Origin of the sequence: Pseudothioclava alba (genome assembly GCF_033100795.1) — a bacterium.
GTDB lineage: Bacteria > Pseudomonadota > Alphaproteobacteria > Rhodobacterales > Rhodobacteraceae > Pseudothioclava.
In genome coordinates, this window is the sequence record NZ_JAWLVI010000001.1 from 912,960 (window position 1) to 930,947 (window position 17,988).

At 60.7% G+C, this 17,988-nt stretch carries 18 protein-coding genes and 1 tRNA gene; 11 read left to right on the forward strand and 8 right to left on the reverse strand.

All coding sequences use genetic code 11. The annotated features are described in order from the left end of the window. The first annotated feature begins 101 nt into the window (after positions 1 to 101). From RYZ20_RS04410 to RYZ20_RS04420, 3 genes are all read left to right on the forward strand, one after another. Complete coding sequence (locus RYZ20_RS04410; protein ID WP_317670740.1) at positions 102 to 548, forward strand: DUF2852 domain-containing protein; 447 nt, start codon at positions 102 to 104, stop codon at positions 546 to 548. Positions 549 to 699: 151 nt separating this feature from the next. Then, positions 700 to 1,527: an arginyltransferase gene (locus RYZ20_RS04415; RefSeq protein WP_317670742.1), complete on the forward strand. Its 828-nt coding sequence runs from the start codon at positions 700 to 702 to the stop codon at positions 1,525 to 1,527. Positions 1,528 to 1,734: 207 nt separating this feature from the next. Beyond that, a complete protein-coding gene (locus tag RYZ20_RS04420; protein WP_317670743.1) occupies positions 1,735 to 2,838 on the forward strand; it encodes a TRAP transporter substrate-binding protein in 1,104 nt (367 codons plus the stop codon). A gap of 72 nt (positions 2,839 to 2,910) precedes the next feature. Here the strand turns inward: RYZ20_RS04420 and RYZ20_RS04425 are convergent, their stop codons facing one another. From RYZ20_RS04425 to RYZ20_RS04440, 4 genes are all read right to left on the reverse strand, one after another. Next, positions 2,911 to 3,912: an isopenicillin N synthase family dioxygenase gene (locus tag RYZ20_RS04425; RefSeq protein ID WP_317670744.1), complete on the reverse strand. Its 1,002-nt coding sequence runs from the start codon at positions 3,910 to 3,912 to the stop codon at positions 2,911 to 2,913. Between the two features lie 264 nt (positions 3,913 to 4,176). Then, positions 4,177 to 5,907 carry a TRAP transporter large permease gene (locus RYZ20_RS04430; protein WP_317670745.1) on the reverse strand — a complete coding sequence of 577 codons (1,731 nt, stop codon included), beginning with the start codon at positions 5,905 to 5,907 and terminating at the stop codon, positions 4,177 to 4,179. Then, positions 5,907 to 6,476, reverse strand: a complete 570-nt coding sequence (locus tag RYZ20_RS04435) for a TRAP transporter small permease subunit (protein ID WP_317670746.1) — start codon at positions 6,474 to 6,476, stop codon at positions 5,907 to 5,909. Before RYZ20_RS04435 ends, RYZ20_RS04430 begins: the two co-directional genes overlap by 1 nt. Before the next feature lie 277 nt (positions 6,477 to 6,753). Beyond that, positions 6,754 to 6,969, reverse strand: a complete 216-nt coding sequence (locus tag RYZ20_RS04440; RefSeq protein ID WP_317670747.1) for a hypothetical protein — start codon at positions 6,967 to 6,969, stop codon at positions 6,754 to 6,756. A gap of 78 nt (positions 6,970 to 7,047) precedes the next feature. On the opposite strand from RYZ20_RS04440, the gene RYZ20_RS04445 reads away from it, so the two are divergent. Continuing rightward, entirely contained in the window at positions 7,048 to 8,793 is a 1,746-nt protein-coding gene (locus RYZ20_RS04445; RefSeq protein ID WP_317670748.1) for an acetolactate synthase 3 large subunit, read from the forward strand. Positions 8,794 to 9,042: 249 nt separating this feature from the next. Next, positions 9,043 to 9,603: an acetolactate synthase small subunit gene (ilvN, locus tag RYZ20_RS04450; protein WP_317670749.1), complete on the forward strand. Its 561-nt coding sequence runs from the start codon at positions 9,043 to 9,045 to the stop codon at positions 9,601 to 9,603. A 58-nt stretch (positions 9,604 to 9,661) separates the two neighbouring features. Here ilvN and RYZ20_RS04455 read toward each other — a convergent pair whose 3' ends face one another. Further along, entirely contained in the window at positions 9,662 to 10,951 is a 1,290-nt protein-coding gene (locus RYZ20_RS04455; protein WP_317670750.1) for an Nramp family divalent metal transporter, read from the reverse strand. A 161-nt stretch (positions 10,952 to 11,112) separates the two neighbouring features. On the opposite strand from RYZ20_RS04455, the gene mntR reads away from it, so the two are divergent. Beyond that, the gene (gene mntR, locus RYZ20_RS04460; protein ID WP_317670751.1) at positions 11,113 to 11,532 is read left to right on the forward strand and encodes a manganese-binding transcriptional regulator MntR; all 420 of its coding nucleotides are present in this window, start codon (positions 11,113 to 11,115) and stop codon (positions 11,530 to 11,532) included. Positions 11,533 to 11,605: 73 nt separating this feature from the next. Here mntR and RYZ20_RS04465 read toward each other — a convergent pair whose 3' ends face one another. Further along, a complete protein-coding gene (locus RYZ20_RS04465) occupies positions 11,606 to 13,189 on the reverse strand; it encodes a bifunctional metallophosphatase/5'-nucleotidase (protein ID WP_317670752.1) in 1,584 nt (527 codons plus the stop codon). Positions 13,190 to 13,361: 172 nt separating this feature from the next. Here RYZ20_RS04465 and RYZ20_RS04470 point away from each other — a divergent pair, with 172 nt between their 5' ends. From RYZ20_RS04470 to arsC, 3 genes are read left to right on the forward strand one after another with little or no spacing between them, the layout of a single operon-like run. Further along, the gene (locus tag RYZ20_RS04470; protein WP_317670754.1) at positions 13,362 to 13,700 is read left to right on the forward strand and encodes a DUF952 domain-containing protein; all 339 of its coding nucleotides are present in this window, start codon (positions 13,362 to 13,364) and stop codon (positions 13,698 to 13,700) included. Continuing rightward, positions 13,697 to 14,755 carry a quinone-dependent dihydroorotate dehydrogenase gene (locus tag RYZ20_RS04475; RefSeq protein WP_317670756.1) on the forward strand — a complete coding sequence of 353 codons (1,059 nt, stop codon included), beginning with the start codon at positions 13,697 to 13,699 and terminating at the stop codon, positions 14,753 to 14,755. Before RYZ20_RS04470 ends, RYZ20_RS04475 begins: the two co-directional genes overlap by 4 nt. Further along, positions 14,746 to 15,087 (forward strand): arsenate reductase (glutaredoxin), encoded by a 342-nt coding sequence (gene arsC / locus RYZ20_RS04480; protein WP_317670758.1) that lies wholly within the window; start codon positions 14,746 to 14,748, stop codon positions 15,085 to 15,087. Before RYZ20_RS04475 ends, arsC begins: the two co-directional genes overlap by 10 nt. A gap of 60 nt (positions 15,088 to 15,147) precedes the next feature. Here the strand turns inward: arsC and RYZ20_RS04485 are convergent, their stop codons facing one another. After that, a complete protein-coding gene (locus RYZ20_RS04485) occupies positions 15,148 to 15,567 on the reverse strand; it encodes a CoA-binding protein (protein WP_317670760.1) in 420 nt (139 codons plus the stop codon). A 199-nt stretch (positions 15,568 to 15,766) separates the two neighbouring features. Further along, complete coding sequence (gene rlmB, locus RYZ20_RS04490; protein ID WP_317670761.1) at positions 15,767 to 16,549, reverse strand: 23S rRNA (guanosine(2251)-2'-O)-methyltransferase RlmB; 783 nt, start codon at positions 16,547 to 16,549, stop codon at positions 15,767 to 15,769. A gap of 159 nt (positions 16,550 to 16,708) precedes the next feature. Between rlmB and RYZ20_RS04495 the strand changes: the two genes are divergently transcribed. Together RYZ20_RS04495 and RYZ20_RS04500 are read left to right on the forward strand one after the other, a co-directional pair. Continuing rightward, positions 16,709 to 16,792 (forward strand) — tRNA-Tyr (locus tag RYZ20_RS04495). A gap of 152 nt (positions 16,793 to 16,944) precedes the next feature. Beyond that, positions 16,945 to 17,943 carry a hypothetical protein gene (locus RYZ20_RS04500; RefSeq protein WP_317670763.1) on the forward strand — a complete coding sequence of 333 codons (999 nt, stop codon included), beginning with the start codon at positions 16,945 to 16,947 and terminating at the stop codon, positions 17,941 to 17,943. The last annotated feature ends 45 nt before the right edge of the window (positions 17,944 to 17,988 follow it).

Here is a 17,988-nt window from a genome sequence, read left to right on the forward strand (position 1 = left end):
GAAAAATGTAAAAAACATTCACATAACCTCTTGAACGCGACGGAACAGCCCCCATCTCTCGTTATGTGAAGGATGTTCACATCAGTTTTTCGGAGGTTCCAATGTCTGTCTATGTCGAAAATACCCCCTGCTGCAAACCCGCGCCGGTGAAACGCGCCCTCTCCTGGATGGACGAGCGCGGCCCGATGTCGTGGATCGTGCTGATGGTTGCAGGCTTTATCTTTGGCGGCCCGCTGGGGCTGGTCATTCTGGCCTTCATCCTGATGACCGGTCGCTTCAAGCGGCGCAACTATATTGCCCGCGTTGACGACACTTACGGTCTACGCACCCATGTTATGCGCGGCACTGGCAACTCTGCGTTCGACAGCTACAAAGCCGATACGCTGGCCCGCCTTGAGCGCGAGCAGGCCGATTTCGAAGCCTTCCTTGCCCGCCTGCGCCACGCCCGCGACAAGGCCGAGTTCGATCAATACATGGATGACCGCGCCAAAGCCGCAAGCGAAACGCCCGACGAACCCGCGCAAGACCCCAAACCCGGCGCCTACTGATCCCCAAGGCCGTCCCTTCCCTGCGGCCTCTCCCTGCCCTCCCTGCCAAACCGGCGGGGAGGTGCTGTTATGCGAAGGAAGGGCTTGGCGGCACTGGGCGAAGTTGCTAGCCTCTGCCTTGGAAACAGCAAAAGACATTCCAGACCCGTAAATGCGCCATTCTCTTCCGCTTGCTCCGCAGTTCTATGTGACCGCGCCCCAGCCCTGCCCCTATCTGGATGGCAGAGCCGAGCGGAAACTGTTTACCGCGCTGCAAGGCGAGGATGCCGAAAAGCTGAACAACACGCTGTCGCGTCAGGGCTTTCGCCGCTCGCAGAATGTGCTGTATCGCCCCGCCTGCGCTGATTGCACAGCTTGCCTGTCCGCGCGCATTCGGGTCGCCGATTTCGTGCCCTCGCGCAACCAAAAGCGCGTCGCCAAGCGCAACGAGGATCTCAAGCGCACCGCGACCAGCCCCTGGGCCACCGAGGAACAGTTCGCGCTGTTCCGCCGCTATCTGGACACCCGCCACGCCGATGGCGGCATGGCCGATATGGATGTCTTCGAATTCGCCGCGATGATCGAAGAAACCCCGATCCGCACCCGCGTCGTCGAATATCGCGAAACCGAGGCGACTCCTGGGTCGGTGCGCGCTTTGGTCGCGGTCTGTCTGACCGATGTGCTCGATGACGGGCTGTCAATGGTCTACTCGTTCTACGAACCCGACCGCGTGAAATCCTCGGTCGGCACCTATCTTATTCTGGACCACATCGAAATCGCACGTCGTGCGGGGCTGCCTTATGTCTATCTGGGCTATTGGGTACCCGGTTCGCGGAAGATGGGGTATAAAGCGAATTTCTCGGCGCTCGAGATTTTCAAGGGCGGTCAATGGGTGCCGATGGGCGACCCGGAGGAGCACACCGCCGAGACGCACCCCCTGTCGGTCGCTCCGATCGCCGAACAGGTCGCGCGTATCCAGCTTCCGGTGACGCGCCCCTGAGCAGCCTGGCGCCACTTGCGCAGAAATTGTGCACACAGCGACAGGCCACGCAAAGTCACTGAACCATTCAGAATATTTCGCTCCGCATGACACAAAGAAATGCTTTACTCGCGAAACTGGACAGTTAAAGTGACCACATGGCCCATTTTCAAAAAGCGGAGACATCCGCCCCTTTGGGCCCCAATGATATCCACTGGGAGGAAATTCATGGATCGTCGTACGTTTATCCGCAAGGGTGCACTCGGGGGCACCGCTGCGGCCGCTGCCAGCCTTGCTGCCCCGGCTATTGCGCAAGATGCCCCGTCCATCTCGTGGCGCATGACCTCGTCCTTCCCGAAATCGCTCGATACGATTTACGGGGCGGCCGAAACCATGGCCAACTATGTCCGCGAAATGACCGATGGCAAGTTCAACATTCAGGTGTTTGCCGGCGGCGAGATTGTCCCCGGCCTGCAAGCCATGGACGCCGTGTCGAACGGCACCGTCGAGGCCTGCCACACCGCTTCCTACTACTACTGGGGTAAAGATCCGACCTTCGCTTTCGCGACCGCAGTGCCCTTCGGCCTGAACATGCGTATGCAAAACGCATGGTTCTACTATGGCGGCGGCAACGACCTGATGAACGAGTTCTATGACGGCTACGGCATCACCGCCTATCCGTGCGGCAACACGGGCGCCCAGATGGGCGGCTGGTTCCGCAAGGAAATCAACACGCTCGACGACCTCAACGGCCTGAAAATGCGTATCGGTGGCTTCGGCGGCGCTGTTCTGTCGAAAGTCGGCGGTGTTCCGCAGCAGATCGCTGGCGGCGACATCTACCCGTCGCTGGAAAAAGGCACCATCGACGCGACCGAGTGGGTTGGCCCCTACGATGACGAGAAGCTCGGCTTCTACAAAGTGGCGCCCTACTATTACTATCCGGGCTGGTGGGAAGGCGGCGCTTGCCTCCACGCCATGTTCAACAAGAAAGCCTACTCGGAGCTTCCGGCAGCCTACCAGCAGGTTCTGGAAACCGCCTGTCAGGCAGCCAACGCGGACATGATGGCGTCGTATGACTACAAGAACCCGCAGGCGCTCAAGTCGCTTCTGGCCAATGGCGCGCAACTGCGTCCGTTCACGCCCGAAGTGCTTCAGGGCTGCTTCAACGCGGCGAACGAAGTTTACGCCGAAATCAACGCCTCGAACCCGGCCTTCAAGAAGATCTACGACAGCCAGATGGCGTTCCGCAAAGACGCTTACGGCTGGTGGCAGCTCTCGGAGTTCAACTTCGACTACTTCATGATGAGCCAGCAGGCGACCGGCAAGCTCTGATCCCAACCGGATCGGGCATTGCCCTAATAATGAACCTGCCGACCCGATGGTCGGCAGGTTTTTTTACGCCCGTCAGGCGACGGTCTTACGCAGATGCGGATAGCTGGCCTGAAAGCGTCCGAACTTGTGCGCGCCGCAGGTGACAGGCTCGTAGCGGGCCGGATTTGCCTCGGTCACACAGCTTTCCAGAGGCGCGAAAACCGCGTCATAATCCGCATCAATGAAGAACGGGATCGAATACCGCTCGCGCCCCGAATTGTTCACCACGCGGTGCAGGTTCGCCAGATAGACGCCATTCGTCAGCTTCTGGATCAGGTCTCCGATGTTGATGACGAACGTGCCCGGGATCGGCGTGCCTTCGATCCATTTGCCGTCGCGGTTCATCACCTGCAGACCACCCACATCGTCTTGCGCAAGGATCGTGAGGTTACCGTAATCGGTATGCGCACCGATGCCGATGGTGCCCTCGTCGATCTTTCCAGTTTGCGACGGATAGTGCAGCAGGCGCTGGATGCTGATCGGGTTGCGCATCTTCGCCTCGAAGAAATCGGGCGCCAGATCAAGCGACAGCGCCACCGCGCGCAAGAGTTTCAGCGACAGCCCCTTCATCGCCTCGTGGTAGCCGTAAACCGCCTCGCGGAACTCGGGCATATCGGCGGGCCACTGGTTCGGGCCGAAGAACGGCACCTCCGAGACCGGCCCCTCGGGACCAAGGTCAAAGCATTCCTTCAGGTCTTTGGTCTTGCCCGGATCGGTGTTCTCGCCAAACACCTCGATATAACCGCGCAGCGTCGTGCCAGAATTGCCGACATGCAGCTTCATCTTTTCTTCAAGCGGCAGATCGAAAAATGCCCGCGATTGCGCGAAGGTCCGGTCGACCAGATCCTGCGCGACACCGTGGTTTTTCACATACATGAAACCGGCGTTGGTAAAGGCCCAACGGATTTCTTTAGCGACCTTCATCGGGTCGCTGCCATCCAGAAGCGGAGCAAGATCGACAACGGGAATTCGGTCAAACGAGACACGCTCGGCGCACAGGGCGTCGTCAAGCAGGGCGGTATCCGGCTGGGCCATAGAGGCAATCCTTTTCGGGTTAGGTCACACCCCTGAAATCGCCGCATCGCGCGCCTTCGGCAATTGCAATAAAATTCAATTATGGCTTAGTTCTAATAAGCCATTTTTCAAACAAATACCTTTATCTATTTGTTTTTATTATGTTTAAAATAATGCATACAGAAGAATACCATACATCAAATATCCCCGACTCCACGAAATATTTCTAAGCGCATAAAAAAACCGGCGACCCGAGAGCCGCCGGTTTTATCTGTTCGGGCTGGCTTAGTTGCCCGCGCCGAAGTTCGGCAAGGGCAGCCCACCTGGCGCAGGCGCCGCGCCGCCAGGGGCAGCTCCGCCCCCAAAGTTCGGCAGCGCCAGACCGCCCGGCCCGCCAAGCCCCGGCATCGCCGGCAGCTTCAGCTCGACCGTGGACGGGTCCACAACCTTACCCTTGTAGTGCATCACCATGCCGGGGAACGCGATCACGATACCGATCATGATGATCTGGATGAACACGAACGGCACAGCGCCCCAATAGATCTGCGAGGTCTTCACCGGATCGGTCAGCTTGCCAGTGACCTTGTCGAGATACGGCACCTTCGGTGCAACCGAGCGCAGGAAGAACAGCGCAAAGCCAAACGGCGGGTGCATGAACGAGGTCTGCATGTTCACACCCAGAATGACACCGAACCAGATCAGGTCGATGCCCAGCTTTTCGGCTGCGGGCGCCAGCAGAGGCACGATGATGAAGGCCAGCTCGAAGAAGTCGAGGAAGAAGGCCAGGAAGAACACCAGCACCGAAACAACCAGCAGGAAGCCCATTTCGCCACCCGGCAACGAGGTCAGCAGATGCTCGACCCAAAGGTGCCCGTTCACGCCGTAGAAGGTCAGCGAGAAGACCCGCGCACCGATCAGGATGAACAGCACGAAAGCCGACAGGCGCGTCGTCGCGGCCAGCGCATCACGCACCACGCCAAAGTTCAGACGTCCCTTCACGCCGGACAGGAACAGCGCGCCCACGGCACCCATCGCACCGCCTTCGGTCGGCGTGGCAACGCCAAGGAAGATCGTGCCGAGCACAAGGAAGATCAGCGCCAGCGGCGGGATCAGCACGATCACCACCTGCTGCGCCAGACGGCTCATCAGGTTGATCTTGAACGACTTGTCCATAACGGCGGCCGCATAGACCACCATCACCGCCAGAGCCGCCGCCAGAATGCCGGCGTCTTTCGGGTTATGGTTGGCTGCGAGCCATTTTTCCGCGCCATAGAAGATGCCGATCGTGATTGCGACCGCCACGAACAGCGAGGTCACACCAGAGCCAAGCGTGCGCGCCTCTTTCGGCAGTGCGGGCATCGACTTGGGGCTGATGATCGACATCAGCATGACATAGCCAAGGTAGATACCGGTCAGCACAAGGCCGGGGATCAGCGCGCCTTTATACATGTCACCGACCGAGCGACCCAACTGGTCCGCCAGAACGATCAGCACCAGCGACGGCGGGATGATCTGCGCGAGCGTGCCCGACGCCGCGATCACACCCGAGGCGATCCTCCGGTCATAGCCATAGCGCAGCATGATCGGCAGCGAGATCAGCCCCATCGCGATCACCGAAGCCGCAACAACACCCGTGGTTGCCGCCAGAAGCGCGCCCACGATAATCACCGCATAGGCCAGACCACCGCGCACGGGGCCGAACAACTGGCCGATCGTGTCGAGCAGGTCTTCGGCCATGCCCGATTTCTCAAGCACGATCCCCATGAAGGTAAAGAATGGGATAGCCAGCAGCGTGTCGTTCGACAAGACGCCCCAGAAGCGCTCGGGCAAAGACCCCAGCAAGGGCCAGTCGAGGAAAATCTCGCCGCCTGACAGCGGCGCCAGCTCGACGCCGATGACGAAGAACAAAAGCCCGTTCGCCGCCAGCGCAAAGGCCACCGGATAGCCGATCAGCAAGAAGAAGATCAGCGACATGAACATGATCGGCGCCATGTTCTGAGCGATAAATTCGATCATCAGAGCGCCTCCTCGTCGGCAATCATGTCATGGCCGTGATGTCCGGTCGCGGGATGCGGGTCTTCCATCAGGCCGCGCATAACGGCGATTTTCTTGATGATCTCGGAGACCCCTTGCGCGAACAGCAGAACAAACCCCGCCAGCAACAACGTCTTCGCCGGCCAGATAATCAACCCGCCCGCGTTCGTGGACACCTCGCCCGAAAGGATCGCTTTATAGGCATAAGGCCCGAGCAACCACAGCATCAGCACGACGAAAGGCATCAGGAACAGGATGTGACCGATCAGGTCGATCCAGTGCTGCACCCTGCGCGAGAAGGCTCCGTAAACGATGTCGATACGGATATGTTCGTTCTGCTTGAGCGTATAAGCCGCGGCCAGCAGGAAAGCGGCACCAAACAGATACCACTGCAATTCCAGCCACGCATTCGACGACGTATTGAAAATCTTGCGGATCGTCGCATTTGCAGCCGAAACCAGAACCGAGACAAGAATGAGCCAAGAAACGCTCTTCCCGATGGTTTCGTTAATGCGGTCGATCAGGCGCGACAGGGCTATCAAACCACCCATCACTCTCCTCCCATCCCCATGTATCCCTGACCCCGCGTGAAACGGGGCATTCTTTATGTCCTTGGCCAATGCGGGCTTTCAGGTCAAGCAAAATGGAAAATTTGGTTCACATTTCTTACCAAAGAGCCGAATTCATCGACAAACTTCGATTAACCAACCGCGACATGGCGTGCACAGAGGCTAGGGTCAAACCCATTGGAAAGGAAGCAAAACCGAACGTTTCCCCGAAGGAATCCCGCAGTTTTTGCAAGGCGTGCAGCCCCCGCCAAAGCCCGCTTCACAAAATTTCACCGCCACCCATGCCTTGCGCAACTTTCGGCAAGATTTTTATCCCACCTGCGACATAAAATGCACCGATTAGACGTTGACGCCTCGGGCGCAGGCCCATAATGTCCAGCGAACGCAGCAAAGGGGCAGCCGGAATGGATGCGATTCTTGTAGTAGTAGGAACCAAGCGCATGGGCCGATAACGGTTGACCATGATGGTTCCCATGCGCCCCCGCCAGATCGACGGGGGCTTTTTGTTGCGAAAGGCAAAGCGGCCGGAATGGCCGATCGGATGGAGAGAAAGATGTCACGGCAGATGACCGGCGCAAAAATGGTAATTCAGGCGCTCAAGGACCACGGGGTCGATACGATCTTCGGTTATCCGGGTGGGGCCGTCCTTCCCATTTATGACGAGATTTTCCAGCAAAACGACATCAAGCACGTCCTTGTCCGCCACGAACAGGCCGCCATTCACATGGCCGAAGGTTATGCCCGTTCGACCGGCAAGCCGGGGGTGGCGCTGGTGACCTCGGGTCCGGGCGCGACGAACGCGGTGACGGGCCTCACGGATGCGCTGCTCGACTCGATCCCGCTGGTTGTGTTCTCGGGTCAGGTTCCGACCTTCATGATCGGCACCGACGGCTTTCAGGAGGCCGACACGATCGGCATCACCCGCCCCTGCACCAAGCATAACTGGCTGGTGAAAGACACCGAGAAGCTGGCCGAGACCGTGCATCAGGCGTTCCATGTGGCGACCTCGGGCCGCCCCGGCCCTGTGCTGATCGACCTGCCGAAGGATGTGCAATTCGCGACCGGCACCTATACCGAGCCAAAGACCGCCCGCGTTGACCACTACCAGCCGCAACTCAAGGCGCCGATCGCACAGATCAACGCCATCGTGGACCTGATCGAAAAAGCCGAGCGCCCCGTGTTCTACACCGGCGGCGGCGTGATCAACTCCGGCCCTGCCGCTTCGCAATTGCTGCGCGAGCTGGTGGATGGCACCGGCTTCCCGATCACCTCGACGCTGATGGGTCTGGGCGCCTATCCGGCCTCGGGCAAGGGCTGGCTGGGGATGCTGGGGATGCACGGGCTTTACGAGGCCAACCTCGCGATGCACGGCTGCGACCTGATGATCAACCTCGGCGCGCGTTTCGATGACCGGATCACCGGTCGTATCCCCGATTTCTCGCCGAACTCGACCAAGATCCACGTCGACATCGACGCCTCCTCGATCAACAAGATCATCACCGTCGACCTGCCGGTCGTGGGCGACATCGCCCATGTTCTGGAAGACGTGCTGAAGGTCTGGAAATCGCGCGGGCGCAAGACCAACGCGGGCGCGGTCAAGAAATGGTGGGGCCAGATCGGCGAGTGGAAAAAGGTCAATTGCCTTGATTTCACCCCGTCTCAGAAAACCATCAAGCCGCAATATGCGATGCAGCGCCTTGAAGCGCTGACCAAGGGCATGGATCGCTATATCACGACCGAGGTCGGCCAGCACCAGATGTGGGCGGCGCAGTTCCTTGGGTTCGAGGCGCCGAACCGCTGGATGACATCGGGTGGTTTGGGCACGATGGGCTATGGCTTCCCCGCCTCGATCGGCGTGCAGATGGCCCACCCCGAGAGCCTTGTGATCAACGTCGCGGGCGAGGCCTCGTGGCTGATGAACATGCAAGAATTGGGCACCTGCACGCAGTTCGGGGTGCCGGTCAAACAGTTCATCCTGAACAACGAACGCCTTGGCATGGTGCGCCAGTGGCAGGAGCTTCTGCACGGCGAGCGCTATTCGCATTCGTGGTCCGAAAGCCTGCCCGATTTCGTCAAGCTGGCCGAGGCGTTTGGCTGGAAGGGTATCCGCTGCGAAGACCCCGCCGATCTGGACGACGCGATCCGCGAGATGCTGGCCCATGACGGCCCGGTGCTCTTCGATTGCCTTGTCGAGAAGCACGAGAACTGCTTCCCGATGATCCCGTCGGGCAAACCGCATAACGAGATGCTGCTCGCTGCTGACGCCGAAGCCTTCAAGGAAGGTGCGACGCTGGTGTAAAATGAACAAAAGAGACGCTGAAACCCAAGTTAGATTCCATGCACGGAGATGGTTGGAAGAGAACCCCACGACGGGTGGGATCGCTCCAAGCTTCTCTCAGTTCCAGGCGCATCTGGGTCGGCTTCAACCAGACTTAACATCGTTCGAATGCCAAGAGGGTTCAAATTTTTGGCTTAGAAAATGGTTCTTCAGTGAAGTTGGGAACCCCCTCTTTGACTAAGATGACATAAGCATAAAAGGAGAGAGGCAATGGCCGCTCTGAACATCAAACAAGGCTCGACGAGCCACTCGGCCTACGACCTGCGCGATTCCCATTCCGAGGTCGAAAGCTCGCACACGCTGGCCGTGGTCGTCGATAACGAGGCGGGCGTTCTGGCCCGTGTGATCGGCCTTTTCTCGGGCCGCGGCTATAACATCGACAGCCTGACCGTGGCCGAGATCGACCACAAGGGCCACCGCTCGCGCATCACCATCGTAACGCGCGGCACGATGGCGGTGATTGACCAGATCAAGGCACAGCTTGGCCGCATCGTGCCCGTGCATGAGGTCATCGACCTGACCATCGAAAGCACTCCGGTCGAACGCGAACTGGCACTGTTCAAGGTTGTCGGCACCGGCGAAAAACGCATCGAAGCCCTGCGTCTGGCCGAGATTTTCCGCGCCAATGTGGTGGATTCGACGCTCGAAAGCTTTGTCTTCGAGATGACCGGAACCTCGGAAAAGATCGACGCATTTGCCGAGCTGATGCGCCCGCTTGGTCTGGCCGATGTTGCGCGCACGGGCGTTGCGGCGCTGGCTCGCGGCGTCTGAGGCCGCTTAGACCAAACGAAAACGGCGCAGGTTTCTGCGCCGTTTTTTTTGTTGCCGATCAGCCCGCCAGGAACGGGATCGGCACGCCGAAAGCATCGGCCAGCAGCACGAAGTTCAGGCTCAGCACGGCAATTGCACCAATCGCTGCCAGAATGCGCACCAGCGGGTTTACGGTGAACTCGCCCATGATGTCGCGCCGCGTCACAAAGATAATCAGCGCGATCATCGGCACCGGCAGCGCGATCGACAAGATCACCTGCGACACGACCAGCGCCTGCGTCGCATTCACCCCCATGCCGACGACAACAAAGGCCGGCACCATCGTCACCAGACGCCGCAGCCAGATCGGCACGCGGATATGCAAGAAGCCTTGCATGATCATCTGCCCCGCCATCGTGCCGACAACCGAGCTGGAGACCCCGGACGCAATCAGCGAGGTCAGGAAGATCGCCGCCGCCGCTGCCCCCAGCAAAGGGGTCAAGGTGTGATAGGCGGTCTCGATCTCGGCCACCTCGGAATAGCCCTGATGGAAGGCGCTCGCCGCCATCATCACCATCGCCATATTGACCATCCCCGCGACGGCGAGTGCCAGCACGACCTCGGTATTCGAAAACCGCAACAGTCTGCGCCGTTCGGCATTGTCGCGCACCACCGCGCGGCCCTGCGTCAGCCCCGAATGCAGATAGATCGCGTGCGGCATGACGGTCGCGCCAATGATCCCCACCGCAATCGTCAGCGCGGCACTATCGGGCAGCGCGGGGCTGACCATGCCCAGACCGGCGGCAGTCCAATCCACCGGCGCAATCAGGATCTCGGCCAGATAGCACAGCCCGATAATCGCGACGAGCGCCCCGATCACCAGCTCCATCGGGCGAAAGCCCCGCCGCTCGAACAGCAAGATCGCATAGGTGACGATCGCAGTGATGCCCATCCCCACGATCAAGGGCAGGTCGAACAAAAGCGCAAGGCCGATGGCGCCGCCCAGAAACTCGGCCAGATCGGTGGCCATCGCGGCGATTTCGCTCACGCCCCACATGATCCAGACGACGGGCTTGGGAAAATTGTCGCGCGACAGCTCGGCCAGGTTCTTGCCAGTCACAATCCCAAGCCGCGCGGACAGCGCCTGAAACAGCATCGCAATCAGGTTGGCCAGCAGGACAACCCACAGCAATGTATAGCCATAGCCCGCGCCCGCCTGAATGTTCGTGGCATAGTTGCCCGGGTCCATATAGGCGACAGAGGCAATAATCGCAGGGCCTGCAAACAACAACCGACTGCGCCACCCACCCCGTTCGCCCGCCAGAACCGCGCTCATTCCGCTTCGCGTTTGCTCTGTCAGGTAGCTCATAATATTCCCCTTTGTTTCCCTGCGCTCAGCTATATAGCCTGTGCTATATTTCTTGCAACAGGAAAATATAAAACGATAAGGCTTCATAACAATCGGCGGGGTAGAAATGAAATTGAGCCAAGGCTATAAAACCTTCCAATGACAACAATAAAGGCCCGCACATGACGCAGGACAGCCCCTCTCTGGCCGAAATGGCCGACCGTTTTACCCATGCGCGCGAGGTGCAATCCAAGGCTTTGCTGGAGGATTACGTCGAGATGATCGGCGACCTGATCGCGGAACTGGGCGAAGCGCGGGTCGCGGACATCGCGGCACGGATGGGGGTTGCGCAGCCGACCGCGACCAAGGCGATCTCGCGGCTCAAGCGCGAAGGGCTGGCGACATCGCGCCCCTATCGTGGGGTGTTCCTGACCGATGCGGGGGCTGCGCTGGCCGATAAGGTGCGCGCGCGTCACCGCACGGTTGTAGCGCTGTTGATGGCGGTGGGTGTGCCCGAAGAGGTGGCAGAGCAAGACGCCGAGGGGATCGAACATCATGTCTCGGACCGCTCGCTGGCGGCTTTCGAGAATTTCCTGCGCTAACCCTATGAAAAGAGGGGGCCAAAGCCCCCTCTTCCCTACCCCAACAATTTACTCGGCACGCAACCGTCGGTGATTATTTCACCGTAATGCGACCATCCAGCGCGGGCGTGTAAGGGCCGACTTTGGCCAGATACTCGGCCGTGACATCGGCCAGATCGGGGCCGTAGTCATAGGCGTTCATGCCCTCGGCATCGAACATCTTATAGCCGTCGCCGCCTTGACGCACATAGTTGTTCGTCACCACGCCATAGACGGCTTCGGGATCAATCGCGCCCCAGCCATCGCCGGTTTTCACCAGAACGTCGGAAATCCGGCTGCCCGCGGGGGCGGCGCTATCAAGCGTGTATTTCAGCCCTGCAACTTGCGTAAAGCGACCTGCGCCTTCCTCAAGCTGGCTGGCCCCGTTCTCGAGCGCCGCAACGATGGTCGCGCCTTTGGCCTCAAAGGTGGAAAGCGTGTTCTGGAACGGCAGCACCGTCAGCACATCGCCCATCGTCACCTTGCCCGCCCCGATCGAGGCCCGCAGCCCGCCGCCGTTCTGGATGGCGATCGTCACACCCTGCCCTTTGGCGCGATCCAGCATCGCCTCGGCCACCAGGTTGCCCATCGCACATTCGCGCGCGCGACAATTGTCGCGAGTGCCGTCGATCTCGGCAGAGGTTTCCGCCACCACCTTGGCGCGGATTTCATCAAGCGGGCCTGCCAGTTCCTTGATCCGCGCAGCCATCGCCGCATCGGGTGCAACCGACGCATCCAGCAAAATCGTATCGCCCGATGCCTCTTTCAAAGCGCCCGCGTCATCAAAGGTCAGAACCAGATGGCCCAGATATTTCGAATAGGCATAGGCCGAGACCACCGGCACACCGCCAGACAGCGTCGGATAGGCCATCGCGCCCTCTTCGGTGTTCGAGAATTTCGTATGCGAGTGCCCACCGACGACCGCATCAATCCCCTTGACCGAGGCCGCCAGATCAAGGTCTTTCACCACGCCCACATGGGTCAGCGCGACGATCTTGGTCACGCCAGCGGCCTCTAGGTCCGCCACATCGGCGGCCAGCGCATCGGCCTCATCCTGGAACAGAACCGCCGGTCCGGGCGACGAGGTTTCGACCGTATCGGTCGCCAGCGCCGAAACGATGCCGACCTTCTCGCCGCCGACCTCCAGAACCACCGTGTTCGAGACCTTCCCGTTCAGCAGGTTCGACTGCGACAGATCAAGGTTGCCCGACACCATCGGAAAGCTGATCTTGTCCAGAAACGCGGCCAGCCCCTCGGGGCCATCGTCGAATTCATGGTTGCCGACCGCCATCGCGTCATAGCCGATCGCGGTCATGAACTCTGCCGTGTCAGCGCCTTTATAGGTGGTATAAAACAGCGAGCCCTGAAACTGGTCGCCCGCATCCAGCACGATCACATTGCCACCCTCGGCGCGGATCTGGTCGCGCAGCTCGGTCACTTTGGTTGCAACCCGCGCGATACCCCCAAAGCACTTCCCCTCGGCATCGTCTTCGGCCGAGCAGGTGGAATCGTATTTGTTGATCGGCTCGATCCGGCTGTGCAGATCGTTGGTGTGCAGGATGTGCAGCGTATAGTCGGCCTGAGCGACGCCAGCGCTCAATGCCAGCACGGCAGCCGAGGCAAGAAAACGAGCAGTCATAGGAACCCCCTTAGGTTTTTATCGCACCACTCTGGGGCGAATTTGACCATTCTGTCAAAAACAGAATTGCGCGATCAGCTAGCAAATGCGCATGACAGGCAGATGACGCGACGGAACCGCGTAATCTTCGCGCGGGATTGACCATTTCGCGGGCTTGCGCCATTTCTCGGCCATGCTGATTTACAAGATATTCCGCCGCCCCGAATGGGATGCATTCCGCCAAGCGGGCCAGACCGCTGGCGCGCCGGTCGATCTGGCCGACGGGTTCGTCCATTTCTCGACCGCGACACAGGCCACGGAGACCGCCGCCAAACATTTCGCAGGCGAAGAGGGGCTGGTCCTTCTGGCTCTGGACGCCGAGGCGCTTGGCCCCGATCTCAAATGGGAGGTGTCGCGCGGCGGTGCGCTTTTCCCGCATCTTTACCGCCCCCTCGATCTGGCCGATGTGCTGTGGGATCGCCCCCTGCCCCTTGGCCCGAATGGCCACATTTTCCCGGAGGATTTGTCGTGAACCTGCTTGAACGCGCGGGCCTTGCCGTCACCCATCGCATCGACGCGGAAGCCGCGCATACGCTGGCGATCAAGGCGCTGAAGACCGGTCTTCTGCCTGCCCCCGGTCCGATTTATTCGGACCGCCTGCGCACGCGGCTGGCGGGACTGGAGTTGCCCAATCCGGTCGGATTGGCGGCTGGGTTCGACAAGAACGCCGAAGTGGTGCCGCAGCTTATGCGCGCGGGCTTTGGCTTTATCGAGGTGGGTGCCGCAACGCCGCGCCCGCAGCCCGGCAACCCCAAGCCGCGCCTGTTCCGCCTGCCCGAGGACCGCGCCGCGATCAACCGCTTTGGCTTTAACAATCAAGGGATGGAGCCGATCACCGAGCGTCTGGCAGCGCGACCTTCGGGGATTCCGGTCGGCCTGAACCTTGGCGCCAACAAGGACAGCGATGACCGCGCCGCCGATTTCGCCCGTGTGCTGGCCCACGCTGGCCCGCATGTCGATTTCGCGACCGTCAACGTGTCCTCGCCCAACACCGAAAAGCTGCGTGACCTGCAAGGCCGCGCGGCGCTTGAAGCGCTCTTGGCGGGCGTGATCGAGACCCGCGCGGGGCTGGCCCGCCCGATCCCCGTATTCCTGAAAATCGCCCCCGATCTGACCGCTGAAGAGCTAGCCGAGATCGCCGAGGTCGCGCTGAGCTCGGGCATCGACGGGGTGATTGCGACCAACACCACGCTTTCGCGCGAAGGGCTGGGATCGGCGCATCGCGAGGAAAAAGGCGGGCTATCGGGCGCGCCCCTGTTCGAAAAATCGACCCGCGTTCTGGCGCAACTGTCGCACCTGACCGAGGGCAAGCTGCCGCTGATCGGCGTGGGCGGGATTTCCTGCGCCGCCGACGCCTACGAGAAAATCCGCGCAGGTGCGACCGCCGTGCAGTTTTATACCGCGATGGTCTATCAAGGCCTGTCTCTGGGCGCCGAGATCGCACGCGGGCTTGACCGGCTGCTGGAGCGCGACGGGTTCGCCTCGGTGCACGATGCCGTCGGCACGGGGCGTGACAAATGGCTTTGACGATCTGGCATAACCCGCGCTGTTCGAAATCGCGCGCAACGCTGGCGCTTTTGCACGAACGCGGGTTTGATCCGCAGGTGCGGTTTTATCTGGATGCAGCCCCCAGCCGCGCAGAGTTGCGGGCAGCTTTGGCAAAGCTTGGCGCGCCAGCCGCAACGCTGGTTCGCTGGGGCGAGAAAGACCGCCCCGAGGCGCTGACAAAAGAGGCGGACGAGGAGGAAATTCTCGACGCGCTCACCGCTAACCCGCGCCTGATCGAGCGGCCCCTTGTGATAACGGAAACCGCCGCACGCCTTGGCCGCCCGCCAGAGACCGTTCTGGATATTCTTTAACCAAACCACGAAGCGCGGGGGCATCGACCCCCCTTGCTTCGTCGGGTCGCTGCGCGCCCCTCAGCCCATAATGCGCGGGTAGTCGATTTTCGGGCAGCGATCCATCACCACGCGTTTTCCCGCGCCCCGAGCCCCTGCTGCGGCAGCGTCGTTAATAACGCCAAGCTGCATCCAGATCGTGCGCAGATGTGGCAGCGACGCCAGAGCCTCGGTCACGACCTCGGGGACCATTTCCGAACGGCGGAAAATATCGACCATATCAACCTCGATCCCGGCGGGGATGGAGGCTAGATCGGCGTAAACCGCTTCGCCCAGAAACTCTTGCCCCGCCAGCCCCGGATTAACCGGAATGACCCGATAGCCCTTGGTATTCAAAAACCTGGCCACCTTATTCGAGGCCCGCTCGGGGTTGTTTGAAAAGCCCACAACGGCAATCGTTCTGGTCGTCTCGAATATCTCGCGCAAGTCCTGATCGGTCATGGGTATCCTCCGTTTTCGCGCAGAGTTGCGAAAAAAAACGCCCGAGCCAAGAGGCCGGGCGTTTAAGTCGTGGAACGAGGGACAGTGAACATCGGCGCGGGGGTTCCTCAACCGCGCCTCACCATTCAGACATAGGAATGTAAAACCGCAGTTAAACCCCTGCCCCCGTAAAGTCGCGCGTTCGTGAAAACTGCGCGCGTCAGCGTGAACTGGCAGCATAAAGCGCCACGGCCGCCGCATTTGACACGTTAAGCGAGCCAAATTCGCCCGCAAACGGGATTTTCACCAGATGGTCGCACAGCTCGCGGGTTTTCTCGCGCAGGCCCGGCCCTTCGGCGCCAAGCACCAGCGCGATCGGCGCCATGCCGGACGCCGACAGACCATCGCGCAGCGTCAGTTTCGCCTCGCCCGCCAGCCCGATAAGTTCATAGCCAAGGGATTTCAGCTCTTCCATCGCTTCGGAGAGGTTACGCACACGCAGATAGGGCTGACGCTCAAGCGCGCCGGATGCGGTTTTCGCCAAAGCGCCGGTCTCGGGGGCCGAGTGGCGATGCGGCGCGATCACGGCACGCGCGCCGAACACCTCGGCCGAGCGCAGAATCGCCCCCACGTTATGGGGATCAGTCACGCGGTCCAGAAGCACAACCAAGGGCGCGCCCGCGCCTTGCACACAGACCTCTTCGAGCGAGCCCCAGTTAAGCGGCTTCACCTCAAGCGCCGCGCCCTGGTGCACAGAATCGGGCGCCAACGGCACATGTTTGTCGAACTTGCGCGGGTCGACGATCTCGGGCTCCAGCCCGCCAGCCGCAATCCCTTCGGCCAGTTTATTCGCCGCGTTTTGCGTCAGAACCAGCCGCAGGCGCTCGCGCGCGGGGTTCATCAATGCGTCGCGCACTGCGTGCAAGCCGAAAAGCCAGACCGTCTCGGCGGCGGCAGCGCGTTTCTGGCGCTCTTTCTCGATGACCCAGGTCGGCTTTTTCATAGTTATCTCCTGCAAAATCACCCCTTCCTGCGCTGGCGCGCGCGAAATGGCAAGCCCGAAGCCAAAGCGCAAAATCGGCCCGCGCCGGAATTTTTCGCCCCAACCGCATTTCGGCCCCTTGACGCCCCCCACCCGCTTGGGTATTCCCCCGCCAGCGTCGGGTGACGTGCTGCAAGGTGCGGCAGCGGACTGTAACTCCGCCGGGGCGACCCACGCCTGGTTCGATTCCAGGGTCACCCACCATCTCCCCCTCGGGGAACGGTGAACGCAAAGAAAGCCGCCTTTCAGGGCGGCTTTTCTTTTGACCCGAAGGCCCAGGTTCTTCACTTTTGTCTCAGAGTTTTGTCGCTATACTGCGCCCCGATGATAACGACATGATCCGGGGGCAGTGGAGCATGGCGCAAAAACAAACACGCGCACAGAATTATAACGTCTTTTGCATCGCGCAGCACGGGCGCCTCGAATACGAGGCGATCCTGTTCGCACTAAGCTTCCGCGAGGCAAATCCCGATTTCGCGGGTCGCCTGATTATCGCAGAGCCGCAAGGGCCACGGTGGCGGAACGACCCGTCGATCTCTGCCCCCGTGCGTGCGCTTCTGGAGGGCGCCGGAGCCGAGATCATCCCCTTCGAGAACAAGGTCTTCGGCCAGTCCTACCCCTATGGCAACAAGATCGAGGCGCTGGCGGCCCTGCCCGATGACGCGCCGTTCGTGTTTTTCGACACGGATACGGTGTTCACCGGCGCGCTGGCCTCGGTGGGGTTCGATTTTGCGCGCCCCGCAGCCTCGATGCGCCGCGAGGGTAGCTGGCCCGAGCCGCCGCTTTACGGCCCCGGCTATGCGGGCATCTGGAAATGCCTCTATGACCGGTTCGGGCTGGATTTCGACAGCTCGCTCGACCTGACGCAGCCCGATGAATACTGGGAGCGGTATCTCTATTTCAACGCGGGCTGGTTCTTTGGCGAAAGCCCGCGCGCGTTCGGCAAGCGGTTTCTGGACTACGCCACCTCGATCAGGAACGACACGCCGGACGAGTTGGCGTGCCAGTCGCTTGACCCGTGGCTTGACCAGATCGCGCTGCCTTTGGTGATCCATTCCTTCGGCGGCGGCCGTCCGGGGCCGGAGCTTGCAGGGCTGGATGGCTCTGTAACCTGCCACTATCGCACCTTGCCCCTGATGTATGCGCGCGAAAGCGATGCGGTGATCGACACGGTCGAGCGTGTGCTTGCGCCCAATCCCATCAAGAAGGTGATGAAGCTCTACGAGCCGGTCAAAAAGCTGGTTTATCAGGGCAAGGGTCGCAAGGTGCGCGGCATGTTCGACCGCAATGACCTGCCCCGCCGCGAAAAGGTGATCCGCAACACGATCAAGCGCGAAGGGCTGTGGCTGCGCTAAGCCATCCATGCAGCGAGACGAATGTGATTGAAGCCCCTTGGGGCC